Source organism: Pseudomonas chlororaphis subsp. chlororaphis, assembly GCF_003945765.1.
Classification (GTDB): Bacteria; Pseudomonadota; Gammaproteobacteria; order Pseudomonadales; family Pseudomonadaceae; genus Aquipseudomonas; species Aquipseudomonas chlororaphis.
The window spans coordinates 6,720,110-6,734,435 of record NZ_CP027712.1; the positions used below are offsets into that span (position 1 = coordinate 6,720,110).

Sequence of the window (14,326 nt, forward strand, 5' to 3'; positions counted from 1 at the left end):
GCTGCGATAAGGCGCGCAGCGCCTTCCGAGGGCCTCAAGAGCACGTCTCCTGCGGAGCCGATCGCACAGCTACAGGGTCAGCCGAGCCAGTCCAGGGTGAGGATCAGCCGGCGCTCGCCGGGGGCCGGTTGCGGCGAGCGGTGGATCAGGCCGAAACCCTCGTTGCCCAGCCATTTCTCACCCTTGAACAGGGCCACCTCGCCGCTGGCCATCTGCTGGATCAGCGCGGCATCCGTGGGTTCGGCCTCGGCCTGGCCCAGTTGCCGACGATCCATCGCGCCCTCGCGCAGCCATTGGCTACCGGCGCCGGCATAGGTGGTGATCAGCCGTACCGGCACATGGTCGACATGAAAACGCGGGCACATGGCCTTATCCAGCACCCGCAGGCGCAGGCCGACGCGCTTGGCGCCCAGCAGGCAGGCAAAGGCGCTGACCAGCCAGGCGACATCGGCGATAAAACCATCGTAGCCCTGCAGATCGCTGAAGCCAGAAGCCAGGCCGCGCAGGTTCGGCTCGGCGTCCTCGGTGTCGAGTTCCAGCGACAGCGACTCGGCCAGCGGCTCGTTCAACGACAGCAGCAAGGCGCCGAAATCGGCGATATGCGCCGGCAACTGGCGCTGCCACAGGGCCAGGTTGACCTCGTCGTCCAGCGCCTCGGCGAGGACGATAGGGGCCGGGCCGCAAGCCTCGCGGCGTATCGGTTTGTGCAGGGTTGGCCGCAGGAGCGGCTTCGCAAGCAGGTTCGCTCCCACAGGGGACAGTGGTTGGTAGAGCATCAGGCGGCGACCTCTTCATGCCAGGGGCCGAACGGATCGCGCATCAGGCGCCAGCCCTCCGCGCCCAAGGCCATTTCGTCGTCCGTCAGCAGGCAATCGTCGAGTTCGACGGTGAGCCGGGCGAAGTCGATGTTCTGGCCGATGAACACCAGTTCCTGGCGGCAGTCGCCGGTGGCGGCGGTCCAGTTCTGCATGATCGCCGCGGTGCTTTCCGCATCCTGCGGCCAGTGCTGCTTCGGCACGAAACGCCACCAGCGTCCGGCGAAACCATGACGCATCAGCCCCCCCGCCTGGGACCAGCTGCCGGCCTCCTGGTGCTTGCTGGCAAGCCAGAAAAAGCCCTTGGAACGCAGCAGTTTGCCGTTGCTCCAGGGGCGGTTGATGAAATCGAAAAAGCGCTGTGGATGAAAGGGTCGGCGCGCCCGATAGGCGCTGGAGGCGATGCCGTATTCTTCGGTTTCCGGCACATGCTCGCCGCGCAGCTCCTGCAACCAGCCCGGCGCCTGGGCAGCGCGCTCGAAGTCGAAACGACCGGTGTTGAGGATCTTCGCCAGCGGCACTTCGCCCATCACCATGGGGATAATTTCCGCCTGGGAATTGAGGCGTTCGAGGATGGCGATCAGTTCCTGGCGCTCGTCGCTGCCGATCAGGTCGATCTTGCTGATCAGGATCACGTCGGCGAACTCGATCTGTTCGATCAACAGATCGGTGATCGAGCGCTCGTCTTCCTCGCCCAGGGTTTCGCCGCGGGACGCCAGGCTTTCCGCGGCCTGGTAATCGAGCAGGAAGTTCATGCCGTCGACCACGGTGACCATGGTGTCCAGGCGCGCGATATCGGCCAGGCTCTGCCCCGCTTCGTCGCGAAAGGTGAAGGTCTCGGCCACCGGCAGCGGCTCGGAGATGCCGGTGGATTCGATCAGCAGGTAATCGAAACGCCCGTCCCTGGCCAATTTGCCGACCTCTTCCAGCAGGTCTTCGCGCAGGGTGCAGCAGATGCAGCCGTTGCTCATTTCGACCAGTTTTTCTTCGGCGCGGTTGAGGCTGACATCGCGCTGCACTTCGCTGCCGTCGATGTTGATTTCGCTCATGTCGTTGACGATCACCGCCACCCGCAGGTTGTCGCGGTTGCGCAGAACGTAGTTGAGCAGTGTGCTTTTGCCGGCGCCGAGAAAGCCGGACAGCACGGTAACGGGAAGACGGTCGGTCATCAGGTGATCCTCATCGGGGGCTGGGGGGCTGGGTCAGATCGCCCGTTGATGGCGTTCGCGCAGCTCTTGGCGTTCTTTGGCTTCGATACACAGGGTGGCGGTGGGCCGCAGCAGCAGGCGCCTGAGGCCAATGGCCTCGCCGGTTTCGCGGCACCAGCCGTACTCGCCACGGGCCAGGCGTTCGAGGGCTTCGTCGATCTTGTCCAGCAGCTTCTTTTCCCGCTCCAGCAGGCGCAGTTGCCACTGACGCTGCTCTTCGGCGCTGCCGATATCGGCGGGGTCGCTGTGGGGCTCCTGCTCGCGCAGCACCTCGAACTCACCGTCGATGCGCTCTTGCAGCTCGACGCGCTGGGCCAGCAGCAGCTCACGGAAATAAGCCTGCTGGACATCGTTCATGTAGTCCGCCTCGGGCTGGGCGAGAAGTTGCGCTTCGGTCATCGGGCGTTCAGTCATGGTGGGTCACGGGTCAGGCTTTATTTAATGTTATAGTATAACAATACAAATAAGCCAACCCTCTCTTGCCGCCCGCGACGAAGGGCGGGATGCTTGAGCCTCCCCAGCCGAGAAACCCCATGCGCCACGCCTTGAAATACACGCTGCTGAGCCTGTCCCTGCTGGTCGCAGACACCGCCATCGCGCAAGTGCCCAGCGCCCTGGCCACCTGCACCCGCAGCGCCAACCTGCTGGCCTGCGTGGATGCCGAAGGCAACGCCTACAGCGTCGCGGCCGCGGGCAGTACTACCTATCTGCGGGGTTTCGAGGTCACCGGCAAACGTTATTGGGCGCAGACCAACAGCCGCTACGGCCAACTGACCTTCTTTACCGGCCTGGCCTCCGACGGCGAAGCCTGGGTCGGCTACAGCCAGCGCGTCGGCTGGACCACCCGCAACCGCTTTTCCAGCTCCGGCGGCAGCAGCGGCAAGTTCACTTGCAGCCGGATCACTGGCTGCTAAGCAAAGCATTTTGTAGAAACGAGGCTTGCCCGCGATGAACGCTTACGCGGTATAGCTGATACACCGCAGCGTCTTCATCGCACGCAAGCTGTGCTCCTATAGAAGAAGGCTGGGCCGCGTCAGGCCTGAGCTTTTTTCTGTTCCTGCAACCAGGCCATATAGCTGTTCACCGGCGGATTCTTCTGGAAGTAGCTCTGCAAGCCCGCGAACAGCCCATCGGCAATCGCCTGCTGGTGCCGCGCGGTGACTAGGCGCTGGCTGTCGCGACTGTTGGAGATGAAGCCCGTCTCCACCAGGATCGAGGGCACGTCGGGGGACTTGAGCACCGCGAAACCGGCTTGTTCCACGCGCTTCTGATGCAGGGTGGTGATGCCCGCCAGGCTGCCCAATACGGTACCGCCCAACTGCAGGCTGGCGGCGATGGTGGCGTTCATCGACATGTCGAGAATCACCCCGGCGAGCATCGGGTCCTTGTCTTTCAGGTTGAGCAGGCTGGTGGCGCCCAGCAGGTCGGCGCCGTTCTCCCGCTGCGCCATGAAGCGCGCCGTGGCCGACGTCGCACCACCTTCCGACAGCGCGTAAACCGAAGCCCCGGACGCCGTCAGGCGTGGCGCCGCATCGGCATGCACCGAGATAAACATGTCGGCCTTGTGCTTGCGGGCGATCTCCACCCGCTTGCGCAGCGGCACGAAGAAATCGTCGTTGCGCACCAGCTTCACATCGAAGCCCTTCTCACGCTTCAACCGCTTGGCCAGCAGCTGGGCGATCGCCAGCACCACATCCTTCTCCCGTTCGCCACGGGCGCCGACCGCCCCCGGGTCCTTGCCGCCGTGACCCGGGTCGACCACGACGATGATGTCGCGCTTGGGATGCGCCCGGTCCGCCGGTGTTTCACGCGGCAAAGCGGGAGCGGCGACCGCCGCGATCTGCTGCGGGACGCGGCTGGTATTGCTCAGATCGAGCACCAGGCGGTGGCCCTGGCCGTCCTGGGGTGGCAGCAAAAAGCTGTCGAGCCGCTGCGGTTCGGCGAGGTCGAGGACGATCCGCGTATCGCCCTGGCCAAAGTGCCCGGAACGGATCGAGCGAATCGGCGTGTTGGCCAGGGCCAGTTGGCTGAAATCGCCGCTGAGCTGCGCGCCGCGAAGGTCGATGATCAGCCGTTCCGGCGCGCTGAGAGAGAAGGTCTTGTAGTGCACCGGCCCACTCAGATCGAGCACCAGGCGCAGCTTGTCGGCCGAGTTCCATAACCGCAGGTTGCGAATCTGGGTGGCGGACACCCCCACAGGCAGAACCAAGGCCGCGCTGGCCAACAGCAGGTTGAGCAACTGACGTCTGTGCATGACTTACACCGCAGATTGAGGAGCATCCGTACTCGAAAGGCTTGGTGAAAAAACGTTCAGGAAAAAGGTTTCATCGACCGCATTGTTATAATATAACATGGCGAATTGTTTCCAACGATGGACCTGCTCATGAATGCGCTGACTCTGCCGGATATCGCCGCGCAGGCCGCACGCCAGGCCCTGCCCCTTGAGTGGGTGGGCATGTGTGGCATTGCCTTACCTGTGTTGTTTGATGGCCAGCGGATTGGCGCAACAGCGGATGCCGGTGTCAGCCTCGACGACGGCGAAGCCCGTGGCATTCATATGTCGCGCCTGTATCTGGCGCTGGAAATGCTCGAACAGGAAAATCTCACCCCGGCCCTGATGCGCCAGGTACTGCAACGTTTTCTCGACAGCCACGACGGGCTGTCCAGCAGTGCCTACCTGCGAATTCATGCCGATCTGCTACTGAAACGCCCCGCCTTGATCAGCCCGTTGGCCGGCTGGAAAACCTATCCAGTGAGCATCGAAGCGCACCTGAAAAACGCAATGTTCCACGTGGAACTAAAAATCGAGGTGCCTTATTCCTCGACGTGCCCTTGTTCCGCCGCGCTTTCCAGGCAGCTGATTCAGCAACAATTCATCGATGATTTCGCCAACCGGGCGCTGCACCATGAAGACATCCTGACCTGGCTCGGCTCCTCGAAAGGCATAGTCGCCACGCCCCACAGCCAGCGCAGCACCGCGCAATTGCAGCTGCGCCTGGATGACTTTCTCGACGAGTTGCCGTTGATGGCGGCGATCAATGACGCCGAAGCCGCCCTCGGCACCGCCGTGCAAACCGCGGTGAAACGCGCCGATGAACAAGCCTTCGCCCTGGCCAACGGGCAAAACCTGATGTTCTGCGAAGACGCCGCGCGCCGCCTGAACCTCGCCTTGCAACGTTCGCCAGGCATCCGCGCCTTCCAGGTGCGCGTGGTGCACGCCGAAAGCCTGCATGCCCATGACGCCGTGGCCGAGAGCCGCTGGAACTGGGAGCTCGCATGATCAGCCTGCAATCGCTACGTTGGGGCGCGCCCGGCCAACCGCTGACGCCGGCACTCGACCTTGAGCTGGAGCCCGGCAGCCTGACCGCCATCATCGGCGCCAACGGCTCGGGCAAAAGCAGCCTGCTGAAAGTCATTGCCGGCCTGCAAAAGCCCTTGGCCGGGAAGATCAAGTTGCAGGTCCCTCGCCGTGGCGGCCTGTCCTTTCTGCCGCAGCAGCAGTACCTCGACCGGCAGTTCCCCATCACCCTGCAGGAATTGGTGGCCGCCGGTTTCTGGGGCGATCGGCAAAGCGCGCAACAGCGTGCCGGACGTTTGCAGCAGGTGCTCGCAGACTGGTGCCTGAGTGGCCTGGAACAACGCCCGTTGATGGCCTTGTCCGGCGGCGAATTGCAGCGTGCCCTGCTCGCCCGCCTGAGCCTCGCCGATGCCCCGCTGTTGCTGCTGGACGAACCCCACGCCGCCCTGGACGAACTGGGCCAGGCCCTGCTGTGGAAACACATCCACACCTGGCAGCAGCAAGGTCGCACGCAAATCGTGGTCTGCCATGACCTCGCCGCCGTGCGCCAGCACATCCCCCAGACCCTGCTGATCAAGGCCAGCGGTTGCCGGTTCGGCAGCAGCGAGGAACTGATCGTCCAGCCCATTCAGATGCAGGTGGCCTGATGCTCGCCGCCGCCCAGCTCTGGCAGCCCTTCCACGAGTTCGTGTTCATGCGCCGGGCATTGCTCGGCGGCCTGGCGCTGGCATGCAGCACCGCACCGTTGGGGGTGTTCCTGATCCTGCGGCGCATGAGCCTGATCGGCGACGCCGTGGCCCACGGCATCCTCCCCGGCGCGGCGCTGGGCTTCTGGTTCGCCGGGCTGAGCCTACCGGCACTGACGCTTGGCGGCCTCGGCGCCGGACTCGGCATGGCCGGCCTGGCCGCCTGGATTACCCGGCGCACCGGCTTGCGCGAGGACGCCAGCCTGGCCGCGATCTACCCGATTTCCCTGGCCAGCGGCGTGCTGATTCTCGGCCTCGCCGGCAAACGCCTGGACCTGCTGCACCTGCTGTTCGGCTCGGCCCTGGCGGTGGACGGGCCGACCCTGGAGGGCATGCTCTGGGTCTCCGGGTTCAGCCTGCTGGCCATGGCGCTGATCTACAAGGCACTGCTGCTGGATACCCTCGACCCACTGTTCCTCAACAGCGTCAGCCGCCTCGGCCCCCTCGCCCACGGCCTGTTCCTGACCCTGGTGGTGCTGAACCTGGTGATCGGTTTCCAGGCCATCGGTGCCTTGATGGTGGTCGGCCTGATGATGCTGCCGGCCGCCGCCTCGCGCTTCTGGAGTCGGCGCCTGCCGGTGCTGATCGGCATTGCCGCGCTGCTCGGTTGCCTCTCGGTATGGCTCGGCCTGTTGCTGTCGTTCCACTACTCGCTGCCCAGCGGCCCGGCCATCGTCCTGGTGGCGGGCGGCCTGTACCTGCTGTCCGTGGTGTTCGGTCCGGTGCACGGTCTGCTGCGCCGCCCGCCTTTGCTCACATCCCCATGAGGTGTTCCCCGATGCGCGCCCTACTCGTGCTCTTCAGTCTGTTGCTGCCGTTGTCGTTGTCGCCCGCCCAGGCCGCGGACAAACTCGCTGTGGTCACCAGCTTCAGCATCCTCGCCGACATCACCCGCCAGGTCGGCGGCGAGCACATCCAGATCACCGACATGGTCGGCCCGGACGCCGACGCCCACACCTACGAACCGACGCCGGACGATGCCAAGGCCCTGCTCAAGGCCCGGCTGATCATCAAGAACGGCCTGGGTTTCGAGCCCTGGCTGGATCGCCTGGTGGCCAGTACCGGCACCCGGGCCACGGTGATCACCGCCAGTCGCGGAGTGATCCCGCGCTCGCTGGATGAGGACGGCGAGACCATTCCCGACCCGCATGCCTGGCACAACCTGGCGAACGCCGAACTCTATGTGGGCAACATCACCAAGGCGCTGGTGGCCGCCGACCCGGCGAACAAGGCTGATTACGAACGCAACAGCCAGGCCTACCTGAAACGGATCTACGCGCTGCTGGCCGAAGCCAAGGCCAAGTTCGGCGCGTTGCCGCCGGGCAATCGCAAGATCGTCACCTCCCACGACGCCTTCGGTTACCTGGGGCAGGCCTATGGCATCGACTTCATGGCCCCGCAGGGCCTGTCCACCGAACGCGAACCCTCGGCCGCCGAAGTCGCGGCGCTGATCACCCAGATCCGCAACGCCAAGGTCAAGGCGGTGTTCATGGAGAACATCAAGGACGCGCGCCTGCTCAAGCAGATCGCCGACGAAAGCGGCGCCCATATCGGCGGCACCCTGTACTCCGACGCCCTCGCTGCGCAGGGCCCGGCTAGCACCTTCACCGGGTTGTTCGAATACAACCTGAACACCCTGTACGACGCCCTGAGCCAACCATGAACAAGCGCCCACCGCTGTCGATGCTCGACCTGGAAAGCGCGCCCCTGGGCAGCCGTTGGCCGCTCACCAGCGTTCTCGATGCCCTGCCATGGAACGCCGACGGCCTGATCGCCGCCATCGCCCAACAGCACGACAGCGGCGAGGTGCTGATGCTCGCCTGGATGAACCGCAAGGCGCTGGCCGAGACCCTGGCCAGCGGGCAGGTCTGCTACTGGTCGCGCTCGCGCCGGCAACTGTGGCGCAAGGGCGAAAGCTCGGGGCATCGCCAGCGTCTGCTCGAAGCGCGCCTGGACTGCGACGGCGACGCCGTCCTGCTGCTGGTGGACCAGCAAGGCCCGGCCTGCCACACCGGGCGCCCCAACTGTTTCTACAACGCCATTCGCGACGGTGCGGTGCAGGTCATCAGCGCGCCGCTACAGGAAACCCCAGCATGATTCGCAAGAACCCCTCCGGTGATCTGCCGGTCATCGCCGAGTCGGCCTATGTCGACAAGACCGCCATCATCTGCGGCAAGGTGGTGATCGGCGAGAACGTATTCGTCGGCCCCTACGCGGTGATCCGTGCCGACGAAGTCAACGAGCAAGGCGCCATGGACCCGATCGTCATCGGCGCCAATTCGAACATCCAGGACGGCGTGGTGATCCACTCCAAATCCGGCGCGGCGGTGACCATCGGCGAGTTCACCTCCATCGCCCACCGCTCGATCGTCCATGGCCCGTGCACGGTCGGCGACCGGGTCTTCATCGGCTTCAACAGCGTGCTGTTCAACTGCGCGGTCGGCAACGGCAGCGTGGTGCGACACAACTCGGTGGTCGATGGCCGCGACCTGCCGCAAGGCTTCTACGTGCCCTCCACCACCCGTATCGGGCCCAACACCGACCTCTCGCAGTTCCCGCCGGTCAGCGTCAGCGCCTCGGAGTTTTCCGAAGACGTGGCGCGCACCAACGTCGATCTGGTGCGCGGTTACAAAGCCCTGCAGAACGAGTTCTGAACATGAACAGCGTGCTGATTCGCAACGCCCGGCTGGTCAATGAAGGACGCGAGTTCGACGCCGACCTGCTGGTGGACCACGGGCGCGTCGTCAAGATCGCCAGCAGCATCGAAGGCGAGAACGCCCGCACCGAGATCGACGCCCAGGGCCAGTGGCTGCTGCCGGGAATGATCGACGACCAGGTGCATTTCCGCGATCCCGGCGCGCCGGAAAAAGGCAGCTTCTACAGCGAGTCGCGGGCGGCCGTGGCGGGTGGCATCACCAGTTTCATGGACATGCCCAACACCCAACCCGCGACCCTGACCCTGGCCGCGCTGGAGGACAAGAAGCGCCGAGCGGCGATCCACTCGGTGGCCAACTATGGCTTTCACTTCGGCGTCAGCCGCGACAACCTCGACACCGTCGCCGCCCTCGATCCGTGCCTGGTGGCCGGGGTCAAAGTGTTCATGGGCGCCTCCACCGGCAACATGCTGGTGGACGATCCGCAGGTCCTCGAGCGATTGTTCGCCGAGGTGCCGACCATTCTCCTGGCGCACTGCGAACACACGCCCAGCATCCAGGCCAACGAGCGGCGCATGCAGGAGCGTTTCGGCGAAGCGATTCCCGCCGTGGCCCACCCGCTGATCCGCGATGCCGAAGCCTGCTATCGCTCCTCGTCGCTGGCCGTGGATCTGGCCAGGCGTCACGGCACGCGCCTGCATGTCTTGCACCTGACCACAGCCCGCGAACTGGAACTGTTCGAAGACCAGCCCCTGGCGCAAAAGCGCATCACCGCCGAAGTCTGCCTGCACCACCTGCTGTTCGACGACCGTGATTACGCGCGCCTCAGGCACCTGATCAAATGCAACCCGGCGATCAAGACCCGCGCCGACCGCGACGCCCTGCGCCAGGCCTTGCTCGGCAACCGCCTGGATGTAATCGGCAGCGATCACGCGCCGCACACCTGGGCACAGAAACAGCTGCCCTACCGCCAGGCGCCTTCCGGGCTGCCGCTGGTGCAACACGCCCTGCCCGCCCTGCTGGAACTGGTGGCCGATGGCGTGCTGCCCATCACCACCCTGGTGGAGAAAACCAGCCACCGGGTCGCCGACCTGTTCACCATTCCCGATCGCGGCTACCTGCGCGAAGGCTACTGGGCCGACCTGGTATTGATCAGGCCCGAGCCCGAGGGCCTCGCCGTGGCCCAGCAACCGATCCTCGCCCAGTGCGGCTGGACGCCCTTCGCCGAACAGCGTTTCCGCCATAGCGTCGACACCACCCTGGTATCGGGGCAACTGGCCTGGCACGCCGGGCGCCTCTACGACAACTGCCAGGGTTTGCCGCTGCGTTTTACCCGCTGATCCCTTCCCTGAACCCCTCCCCAGGAACACCAAGGAACACCCGATGATTCACATCACCCTGCCCGACGGCTCACAACGTGAGTACGACCAGCCGCTTTCCGTGTACGAGGTGGCCGCGAGCATCGGCCTCGGCCTGGCCAGGGCGGCGGTCGCCGGCCGGGTGAACGATCGACTGGTGGATTGCTCCTTTATGCTGGAGGGCGATGCCCGGATCAGCATCGTCACCGCCCGCGAGCCCGAGGGCCTGGAGATCCTGCGTCACTCCTGCGCGCACCTTTTGGCCATGGCGGTGAAGGAGTTGTACCCCTTGGCCCAGGTCACCATCGGCCCGGTGATCGAGGACGGCTTCTTTTACGACTTCGCCTACGAACGGCCCTTTACCCCCGACGACCTGCAGCGCATCGAAGCGCGCATGACCCGCCTGGCCGCGACCAACCATGCGGTACGCCGGCGCGAGCTGAGCCGTGACGACGCCCTGGAATACTTCGCCAGCCTGGGCGAGCACTACAAGGCCGAGCTGATCCGCGACATCCCGCAGGACCAGGTGCTGTCGCTGTACCGCCAGGGCGATTTCGAAGACCTGTGCCGTGGCCCCCACGTGCCGTTCACCGGCATCCTCCAGGCGTTCAAGCTGACCAAGGTCGCCGGCGCCTACTGGCGCGGCGATGCCAGGAACGCGCCGCTGCAACGGATCTACGGCACCTGCTGGGCCACGCCGAAAGACCTCAAGGACTACCTCACTCGCCTGGAAGAAGCCGGCAAGCGCGACCACCGCAAGCTCGGACAGCAACTGGACCTGTTCCACTTCGACGACTGCGCGCCGGGCTCGGTGTTCTGGCATGCCAAGGGCTGGACCCTGTTCCAGCAACTGATCGGCTACATGCGCCGGCGCCAGGACCAGGCCGGCTACCAGGAAGTGAACACCCCGGACGTGATGGACCGCGGCCTCTGGGAAACCTCCGGGCACTGGCAGAACTACCGCGACCACATGTTCAGCACCACCACCGAAGACCAGCGGGTGTTCGCCCTCAAGCCGATGAACTGCCCTGGCGCGGTGTCGATCTTCAGCCGTGGCCTGAAAAGCTACCGCGACCTGCCGCTGCGCATCGCCGAGTTCGGCAAGGTGCATCGCTACGAGCCCTCCGGCGCGTTGCACGGGTTGCTGCGGGTGCGCCACTTCACCCAGGACGACGCGCACATCTTCTGCACCCCGGCGCAGATGCAGGCGGAATGCGCGAGCACCATCGCCCTGGTGTTCGACATCTATCGCGACTTCGGCTTCCACGACGTCGCGGTCAAGCTCTCCACCCGGCCGGCCCATCGCATCGGCAGCGACGCGCTGTGGGACCAGCTGGAAGGTGCCTTGTCCGGCGCCCTGGAGACGATGGCGATCGACTACCGGATCAACCCCGGCGAAGGCGCGTTCTACGGCCCGAAACTGGAGTTCGTGCTGCGCGACGCCATCGGCCGCGACTGGCAATGCGGCACCCTGCAGGTCGATCTCAACCTGCCGGAACGCTTCGAGATCAGCTACATCGACGAGCACGGCGAACGCCAGCGCCCGGTGATGCTGCATCGCGCGCTGTTCGGTTCCCTGGAGCGTTTTATCGGCATCCTCATCGAGCATTACAGCGGCGCCCTGCCCTGCTGGCCGGCGCCGCGGCAGGCGGTGGTGATCAACATCAGCGAAGGTCAGGCGGACTATGCCCGGTCGGTGGCCGACAGCTTGTCGCGCCAGGGTCTGCGAGCCAGCGCCGACCTGCGCAACGAGAAGATCAGCTACAAGATCCGCGAGCACAGCCTGCAAAAGGTGCCGTACCTGCTGGTGGTAGGCGACAAGGAAAAGGACGGGGGATTTGTCAGCTTGCGCAGCCGCCATGGCGAGGACCTGGGGCGGTGGGCGGTGAGCGAGGTGGCCGAACGGATGCGCTCGGGATTGTAGCGGCAGCGCCTGGGCGGATGCTATCGCGGCCAAGTCGGATCGTCGTCCGCTCGCTCCTACCTCGCCTGTGTAGCGTCATGAACGCCCGCAGCGCGTCTTCTGTAGGAGCGAGGCTTGCCCGCGATGCTTTTAGGCCCTTGGCTTAACGGTCCCGCAATCCTGCCCCAGCCATACCGCACGGGTGTCCATGCTGCCCTTTTGCTGGAAGCCGGTGGCATTGAAGGTACCGATAACGTTGGTGGTGAACTCCCGATCGCTGAGGAATTTTGCCACGCCCGAGCCCTGGGCTTTCGGGCAGCTGAAGCGGAATTTCCACTGGTTGGAGGTGCGGTCGGTGACCTCCTGGCGGCAACCCGATTGCGGGTCCTGCAGCGGGATGGTGTCGGACTTCACCTGCTCCGGCGTCAGGCACACGCGGATGCCCTTGCCGCCCATGGTCACACCCTGCTTCTCCAACTGCGCCCGTTGCTCGGGCGTCAGCTGTTGTTGCAACTGACCGAGAATCAACGACAGGTCCGGCAGGCTCTGGTCATCGACTTTCATGTTGCTGGTGGTCAGTTCCCACAGGCCCGGTTGCAGCATCTGGGCCTGCGCGGCCAGCGGAAGCGAGACAACGGCGGCCATGGCCAAACCCAGTAGACGAAGCTTCATCGAATGACTCCTAGACAGTAGTGGCCGTTAGACGCCAAAAATGCAGCGGCGTTGCATGGCGAATTAATTAGCGACAATCATGCTCGAACATGGTCTGTTAGGGTCTGCAACGAAGAGTTGGCGAGCAAGGTCGCGCCTGTTTGCACGCAGCGCCGAAGGCTCCCGGCACGCCGCTTTTCATACGGACCCCAGCATTGAATCTTCAGGAGCAAGGCTGTCCCCATGGATTATTTTGGCCCACATATTTTTGGCTATCTGATTGCCACCCTGCACTTTCTCGGCCTGATCGCCGCCATCCACGCCGTGCTGACCGTCAGGACCGCCCAAGGCTCCATCGCCTGGGCCCTGTCGCTGTTGTTCATGCCGTACCTGACCCTTATCCCTTATCTGGTGTTCGGCCGCAGCACCTTCGATGCCTATATCAAGGCCCGGCGCCAGGCCAACCTGGAGATGCGCAAGGCGATCAACGAGCTGAACTGGCGCCCCTGGATCGAGGAGGCCCTGAGCGCCCGCGCCTCCGCCGCCTACACCTCGCTGCGGGCCATGCCCAAGCTGGGCCGCATGCCCTGCCTGGCCAGCAACCATGTACAACTGCTGGTCAACGGCGATGCCACCTTCGCCGCGATTTTCGCGGCCATCGAACGCGCCCGCACGGCGGTGCTGATCCAGTTCTTCATCATCCACGACGACAACCTTGGCCGACGCCTGCAAGAGCTGCTGCTGAAAAAGGCTGGCGAAGGCGTGGCGATCCACCTGCTCTACGACCGCATCGGCAGCCATTCCCTGCCCCACGCCTATGTGCAGCCACTGCGCGACGCCGGCATCCAGGTGCATGCCTTCGCCACCCGCAGCGGCTGGCTCAACCGCTTCCAGATCAACTTTCGCAATCACCGCAAGATAGTGGTGGTGGATGGCCTGCTGGGGTTTGTCGGCGGGCATAACGTGGGCGACGAATACCTGGGGAAAAAACCGCCTCTGGCACCCTGGCGCGATACCCATGTTTCGGTCAGCGGTCCGGTGGTGGCCTGCCTGCAGGAATCCTTCGCCGAAGACTGGTTCTGGGCCTCGCGGCAATTGCCGCCGTTGATCCTGCCGGACACCTACCCCGATGACGGCGTGCTGTGCCAGGTGCTGGCCAGCGGCCCGGCGGACCCTTATGAAACCTGCTCGCTGTTCTTCGTCGAAGCCATCCACGCGGCGACCGAGCGGGTGTGGATCACCAGCCCCTATTTCGTCCCCGACGAGGCCGTGTTCGCCGCCTTGCGCCTGGCAGCCCTGCGCGGGGTGGATGTGCGGATCCTGCTGCCGTCGCGCGCGGACCACCGGATCGTCTACGCGGCATCCAGCCTGTACGCCTTCGAAGCCGTACGCGCCGGGGTGCGGGTGTTCCGTTACCAGCCGGGTTTCCTGCACCAGAAAGTGGTGCTGATCGACAGCGAAATCAGCGCGATCGGCAGCGCCAACCTGGACAACCGCTCGTTCCGCCTGAATTTCGAGGTGATGTTGCTGACCGTGGACGAAGCCTTCGCCAGGGAGGTGGAACAGATGCTCAACCTCGACTTCGAGCGTTCCCGCGAAATCGCCAAAGAAGAAAGCCGGGAAACCCACCGCCTGCAACAACTTGGCATGCGGGTCGCCCGGCTTATTTCACCGATCCTCTAACGTCGGCGCT

At 64.7% G+C, this 14,326-nt stretch carries 15 protein-coding genes; 10 read left to right on the forward strand and 5 right to left on the reverse strand.

The genetic code is table 11. The annotated features are described in order from the left end of the window. Positions 1-77: 77 nt before the first annotated feature. Genes C4K27_RS30700 through dksA form a run of 3 tightly spaced genes read right to left on the reverse strand, consistent with a single transcriptional unit; the run spans position 78 to position 2,422 of the window. Complete coding sequence (locus C4K27_RS30700) at positions 78-776, reverse strand: DUF1826 domain-containing protein (protein WP_053263157.1); 699 nt, start codon at positions 774-776, stop codon at positions 78-80. Further along, a complete protein-coding gene (zigA, locus tag C4K27_RS30705; RefSeq protein WP_053263158.1) occupies positions 776-1,984 on the reverse strand; it encodes a zinc metallochaperone GTPase ZigA in 1,209 nt (402 codons plus the stop codon). Before zigA ends, C4K27_RS30700 begins: the two co-directional genes overlap by 1 nt. Before the next feature lie 33 nt (positions 1,985-2,017). Next, positions 2,018-2,422 carry an RNA polymerase-binding protein DksA gene (gene dksA / locus C4K27_RS30710; RefSeq protein ID WP_009051641.1) on the reverse strand — a complete coding sequence of 135 codons (405 nt, stop codon included), beginning with the start codon at positions 2,420-2,422 and terminating at the stop codon, positions 2,018-2,020. A 134-nt stretch (positions 2,423-2,556) separates the two neighbouring features. Here dksA and C4K27_RS30715 point away from each other — a divergent pair, with 134 nt between their 5' ends. Continuing rightward, the gene (locus C4K27_RS30715; protein ID WP_053263159.1) at positions 2,557-2,937 is read left to right on the forward strand and encodes a hypothetical protein; all 381 of its coding nucleotides are present in this window, start codon (positions 2,557-2,559) and stop codon (positions 2,935-2,937) included. 119 nt (positions 2,938-3,056) lie between these two features. Here C4K27_RS30715 and C4K27_RS30720 read toward each other — a convergent pair whose 3' ends face one another. Next, positions 3,057-4,277 carry an N-acetylmuramoyl-L-alanine amidase gene (locus C4K27_RS30720; protein ID WP_053263160.1) on the reverse strand — a complete coding sequence of 407 codons (1,221 nt, stop codon included), beginning with the start codon at positions 4,275-4,277 and terminating at the stop codon, positions 3,057-3,059. 129 nt (positions 4,278-4,406) lie between these two features. Here C4K27_RS30720 and folE2 point away from each other — a divergent pair, with 129 nt between their 5' ends. Genes folE2 through thrS form a run of 8 tightly spaced genes read left to right on the forward strand, consistent with a single transcriptional unit; the run spans position 4,407 to position 12,003 of the window. Further along, positions 4,407-5,303, forward strand: a complete 897-nt coding sequence (gene folE2 / locus C4K27_RS30725) for a GTP cyclohydrolase FolE2 (RefSeq protein WP_007927611.1) — start codon at positions 4,407-4,409, stop codon at positions 5,301-5,303. After that, positions 5,300-5,968, forward strand: a complete 669-nt coding sequence (locus tag C4K27_RS30730) for a metal ABC transporter ATP-binding protein (protein WP_007927612.1) — start codon at positions 5,300-5,302, stop codon at positions 5,966-5,968. The genes folE2 and C4K27_RS30730 overlap by 4 nt, the downstream gene beginning before the upstream one ends. After that, on the forward strand, positions 5,968-6,834 hold the full coding sequence (locus C4K27_RS30735; RefSeq protein ID WP_053263161.1) for a metal ABC transporter permease: 867 nt from the start codon (positions 5,968-5,970) through the stop codon (positions 6,832-6,834). The genes C4K27_RS30730 and C4K27_RS30735 overlap by 1 nt, the downstream gene beginning before the upstream one ends. An 11-nt stretch (positions 6,835-6,845) precedes the next feature. After that, positions 6,846-7,730, forward strand: coding sequence for a metal ABC transporter substrate-binding protein (locus C4K27_RS30740; protein ID WP_053263162.1), 885 nt, complete (start codon positions 6,846-6,848; stop codon positions 7,728-7,730). Then, on the forward strand, positions 7,727-8,164 hold the full coding sequence (gene hisI, locus C4K27_RS30745) for a phosphoribosyl-AMP cyclohydrolase (protein WP_007927616.1): 438 nt from the start codon (positions 7,727-7,729) through the stop codon (positions 8,162-8,164). Before C4K27_RS30740 ends, hisI begins: the two co-directional genes overlap by 4 nt. Beyond that, positions 8,161-8,721: a gamma carbonic anhydrase family protein gene (locus tag C4K27_RS30750; RefSeq protein ID WP_053263163.1), complete on the forward strand. Its 561-nt coding sequence runs from the start codon at positions 8,161-8,163 to the stop codon at positions 8,719-8,721. Before hisI ends, C4K27_RS30750 begins: the two co-directional genes overlap by 4 nt. A gap of 2 nt (positions 8,722-8,723) precedes the next feature. Beyond that, complete coding sequence (locus C4K27_RS30755) at positions 8,724-10,061, forward strand: dihydroorotase (protein ID WP_053263164.1); 1,338 nt, start codon at positions 8,724-8,726, stop codon at positions 10,059-10,061. 43 nt (positions 10,062-10,104) lie between these two features. Then, a complete protein-coding gene (gene thrS, locus C4K27_RS30760) occupies positions 10,105-12,003 on the forward strand; it encodes a threonine--tRNA ligase (RefSeq protein ID WP_053263165.1) in 1,899 nt (632 codons plus the stop codon). A 129-nt stretch (positions 12,004-12,132) separates the two neighbouring features. Here thrS and C4K27_RS30765 read toward each other — a convergent pair whose 3' ends face one another. Next, positions 12,133-12,654 carry a DUF3617 domain-containing protein gene (locus tag C4K27_RS30765; RefSeq protein WP_007927620.1) on the reverse strand — a complete coding sequence of 174 codons (522 nt, stop codon included), beginning with the start codon at positions 12,652-12,654 and terminating at the stop codon, positions 12,133-12,135. Between the two features lie 222 nt (positions 12,655-12,876). Between C4K27_RS30765 and cls the strand changes: the two genes are divergently transcribed. Then, positions 12,877-14,316: a cardiolipin synthase gene (cls, locus tag C4K27_RS30770; protein WP_053263166.1), complete on the forward strand. Its 1,440-nt coding sequence runs from the start codon at positions 12,877-12,879 to the stop codon at positions 14,314-14,316. Positions 14,317-14,326: the final 10 nt, after the last annotated feature.

What these genes read in the sequence shown, in the direction of transcription:
- C4K27_RS30700 (WP_053263157.1), bottom strand. Translation starts at nt 776, where the DNA reads ATGCTCTACCAACCACTGTCCCCTGTGGGAGCGAACCTGCTTGCGAAG.
- hisI (WP_007927616.1), top strand. Translation starts at nt 7,727, where the DNA reads ATGAACAAGCGCCCACCGCTGTCGATGCTCGACCTGGAAAGCGCGCCC.
- C4K27_RS30730 (WP_007927612.1), top strand. Translation starts at nt 5,300, where the DNA reads ATGATCAGCCTGCAATCGCTACGTTGGGGCGCGCCCGGCCAACCGCTG.
- folE2 (WP_007927611.1), top strand. Translation starts at nt 4,407, where the DNA reads ATGAATGCGCTGACTCTGCCGGATATCGCCGCGCAGGCCGCACGCCAG.
- thrS (WP_053263165.1), top strand. Translation starts at nt 10,105, where the DNA reads ATGATTCACATCACCCTGCCCGACGGCTCACAACGTGAGTACGACCAG.
- C4K27_RS30755 (WP_053263164.1), top strand. Translation starts at nt 8,724, where the DNA reads ATGAACAGCGTGCTGATTCGCAACGCCCGGCTGGTCAATGAAGGACGC.
- C4K27_RS30715 (WP_053263159.1), top strand. Translation starts at nt 2,557, where the DNA reads ATGCGCCACGCCTTGAAATACACGCTGCTGAGCCTGTCCCTGCTGGTC.
- C4K27_RS30735 (WP_053263161.1), top strand. Translation starts at nt 5,968, where the DNA reads ATGCTCGCCGCCGCCCAGCTCTGGCAGCCCTTCCACGAGTTCGTGTTC.
- C4K27_RS30765 (WP_007927620.1), bottom strand. Translation starts at nt 12,654, where the DNA reads ATGAAGCTTCGTCTACTGGGTTTGGCCATGGCCGCCGTTGTCTCGCTT.
- dksA (WP_009051641.1), bottom strand. Translation starts at nt 2,422, where the DNA reads ATGACCGAAGCGCAACTTCTCGCCCAGCCCGAGGCGGACTACATGAAC.
- zigA (WP_053263158.1), bottom strand. Translation starts at nt 1,984, where the DNA reads ATGACCGACCGTCTTCCCGTTACCGTGCTGTCCGGCTTTCTCGGCGCC.
- cls (WP_053263166.1), top strand. Translation starts at nt 12,877, where the DNA reads ATGGATTATTTTGGCCCACATATTTTTGGCTATCTGATTGCCACCCTG.
- C4K27_RS30720 (WP_053263160.1), bottom strand. Translation starts at nt 4,277, where the DNA reads ATGCACAGACGTCAGTTGCTCAACCTGCTGTTGGCCAGCGCGGCCTTG.
- C4K27_RS30740 (WP_053263162.1), top strand. Translation starts at nt 6,846, where the DNA reads ATGCGCGCCCTACTCGTGCTCTTCAGTCTGTTGCTGCCGTTGTCGTTG.
- C4K27_RS30750 (WP_053263163.1), top strand. Translation starts at nt 8,161, where the DNA reads ATGATTCGCAAGAACCCCTCCGGTGATCTGCCGGTCATCGCCGAGTCG.